We start from the raw sequence: 2,341 nt of genomic DNA, 5'->3' as shown, positions 1-2,341 counted from the left end.
CTTGGGCTTTGCCGGGACAGACAATTTCACACTATGGGGGGGATCCATCGTCGTCTTTGATTAGGATCAATGACGGACCACTTGCTTGAGAGAAGATGCAGGAAAAGAACGGGGCGGTCCTGGTCCGACCCCGCACTCCTTTCAGGGTAAGTGGTCATGACGACGAATGAAACGGGCACGGTGCCGTCTCGGCGCACCAGCCGGAAATGGCATGTGATCAGCGAGCTGGACCTGATGCGTCTGGTGGCTGACCATAGCCAGCTTGAGCAGATGTGCTCGGACCTGCTTGATGCGATCGAAAGTACATTCCAGCTTTCGATCCAGCTGCGGGACCTGCTGGACACCACTCTCATTCCCCATGCCCGCAACGAGGAGCAGTGGCTTGACGAGCGCCTGGCGGGCGAGGGCGCACCGGCGGTTGCCAGGGCGTTGCTGGACACCGTTCGTGCCGGCCACTCCGCTATGATCCACGGATGCCGCCGGTTGGCTAACGCACTGGAGGCCACGCAGAGCATGCCGTGGGGCCTGGTGAGCGACTTCGTGGGCCATTGCCGTCAGTCGATGATGCTGGAGGCGCTGGCCATCAGCTACCTGGCTGGGCACCGGTTGACGCCGGAAGCCCGGGAGCTGCTGGAGAGCAGCATGGTCTCGCTGCAGACCGGCCGGGTTGACGCCTGAGGGTTCTCAAGAGAGGTGGTCAGCGCGGGCGGCTTTCCCATTCTGCGAACCATTCCTCGACCTCAGGCTCGACAATCTGCCGGGCCTCCTCGCGGCTGAGGGTGTGCTCGGAAAGCAGGTCGTCGTAGTCCGTCAGCTGGTGGCGAATGACGGAGCGCGCCATCTCCTCGATGGCCTGCCGCTCCAGGCCGGGCGGCACGGTGCGGGCGGCCAGCCGCTCGGCGATCTCGTCTCGGTAATAGCCGGGACAGGAGGGGAACCGGGCGCGGATCTGCGCCGCCCACACTTGTCTTGCACCCGCCGCCATAGGTTCCTCCGCTGAAGAGTAATGCAGTCTAGCCGCCGGATGCTGCACGGGAAAAGCTGAACCGTTCAAAGGCTGTCGTGACGTGGCTTGGCGGGCTCTGACACTTTCGTTAGGTTGGCGAACCAACGAATGCGTGCGCGGCCTGACTGGGACCTGCGCCAGAGACAAGGATGGAGGCGTTGCTTTGCTGACCCGCATTTCCCTGATTGGTACCGTGGCGGCGCTGGCCGCCTTCGCAACCCCCGCCGCCGCCGAGGGTGACGCCGTTGCAGGTGCCAAGGTTTACAAGCGTTGCTCCACCTGCCACTCGCTGGCACCGGGCGAGAACATGATGGGGCCGAGCCTTGCCGGTGTGTTCGGCAAGAAAGCCGGCAAGCAGGACTTCAAGTACAGCAAGGCCATGGCGGCTGCGGACATCACGTGGGATGAAAAAACGCTGGATGCCTACCTCGCCAATCCGACGGCGGTGGTGAAGGGCACGAGCATGATGTTCCGCGTGCCGAAGGCCGAGGATCGGGCCAATCTGATTGCCTACCTCAAGACCAATCCGACCGAGGACTGATGCGGCGCGAATCAGCTTTGGACGTACCGATGAGCCCCGGCAGCAATGCCGGGGCTCATGCGTTTCAGCACAGAGATGTTCGACCATGAGGGCGTAGCCGACACTCTGGAAAAAGACCAAATTCAAGGTGTGGCTGAGGTTGGGGGTCGGATGGTGTGCAGCCGCATGAGGACAAGACCCGGAACGGGCAGGGACGTTTGCAATGGCTGGCGCACTGGAGCGATTGCCTGACCGGTAACGCGAGCAGGAGGAGGGACGGTTCAGGATGGCGGCGCAGGAGGCCAGCGGCGGAGGCGGCGGAGTGATTTCCGCCAAGGAATACGTCGATGTGAAGGTCGACGGAGTTCGCTCCGACCTGCAGGCCAGCATCGCCGATCTGCGTGCTGAAGTGCGCGGGCTGGCGGCCAAGATCGAGGCACTGCCGACGACATGGACGCTGGTAGGGACGATTGCGGGCGGTTTTGCGGTCTCGCTGGGCCTGATTTTCACTTTCCGGAGCTATTCCAACGACAATGCAGAGCACGTGCGTGCGCGACAACAGCAGCTGGACAAAAGCCATTACGGTATCGCACCAGAATGCCCGTTTGATCGAGCAGAACTCGCGTCAGATTTCGGAGCTGTCTGGCAAGATGGATCGCCTCTTTGCCGACATGGAACGGCGGCCATCCGGCAATGATTAATCGCAGAACCGGAGCCCGGTTACTGTAAACGAAAAGCCCCGGCATTGCTGCCGGGGCTTTCGTGTTTGCGGGCTGTTGGTGCCCGAAAGGTGAGGCTTACCCGTCGAAGCGGTT

Annotated in this window: 4 protein-coding genes; 3 read left to right on the top strand and 1 reads right to left on the bottom strand. The window is 62.2% G+C overall.

Annotation, left to right across the window (positions count from 1 at the left end; translation table 11 throughout):
• The first annotated feature begins 156 nt into the window (after positions 1-156).
• Positions 157-678 carry a hypothetical protein gene (locus tag VIG90_RS01890; RefSeq protein ID WP_331591730.1) on the top strand — a complete coding sequence of 174 codons (522 nt, stop codon included), beginning with the start codon at positions 157-159 and terminating at the stop codon, positions 676-678.
• A gap of 19 nt (positions 679-697) precedes the next feature.
• Here the strand turns inward: VIG90_RS01890 and VIG90_RS01885 are convergent, their stop codons facing one another.
• Complete coding sequence (locus tag VIG90_RS01885; protein WP_331591728.1) at positions 698-985, bottom strand: DUF2293 domain-containing protein; 288 nt, start codon at positions 983-985, stop codon at positions 698-700.
• 184 nt (positions 986-1,169) lie between these two features.
• Here VIG90_RS01885 and VIG90_RS01880 point away from each other — a divergent pair, with 184 nt between their 5' ends.
• Both VIG90_RS01880 and VIG90_RS01875 read left to right on the top strand, forming a co-directional pair.
• Complete coding sequence (locus tag VIG90_RS01880; protein WP_331591727.1) at positions 1,170-1,547, top strand: c-type cytochrome; 378 nt, start codon at positions 1,170-1,172, stop codon at positions 1,545-1,547.
• Between the two features lie 265 nt (positions 1,548-1,812).
• Positions 1,813-2,223, top strand: a complete 411-nt coding sequence (locus VIG90_RS01875) for a hypothetical protein (RefSeq protein WP_331591726.1) — start codon at positions 1,813-1,815, stop codon at positions 2,221-2,223.
• The last annotated feature ends 118 nt before the right edge of the window (positions 2,224-2,341 follow it).

The sequence above is a fragment of the Pedomonas sp. genome (genome assembly GCF_036515995.1).
Taxonomy (GTDB): Bacteria; Pseudomonadota; Alphaproteobacteria; order Sphingomonadales; family Sphingomonadaceae; genus Pedomonas.
This window is presented reverse-complemented; position numbering and strand designations above follow the sequence as displayed.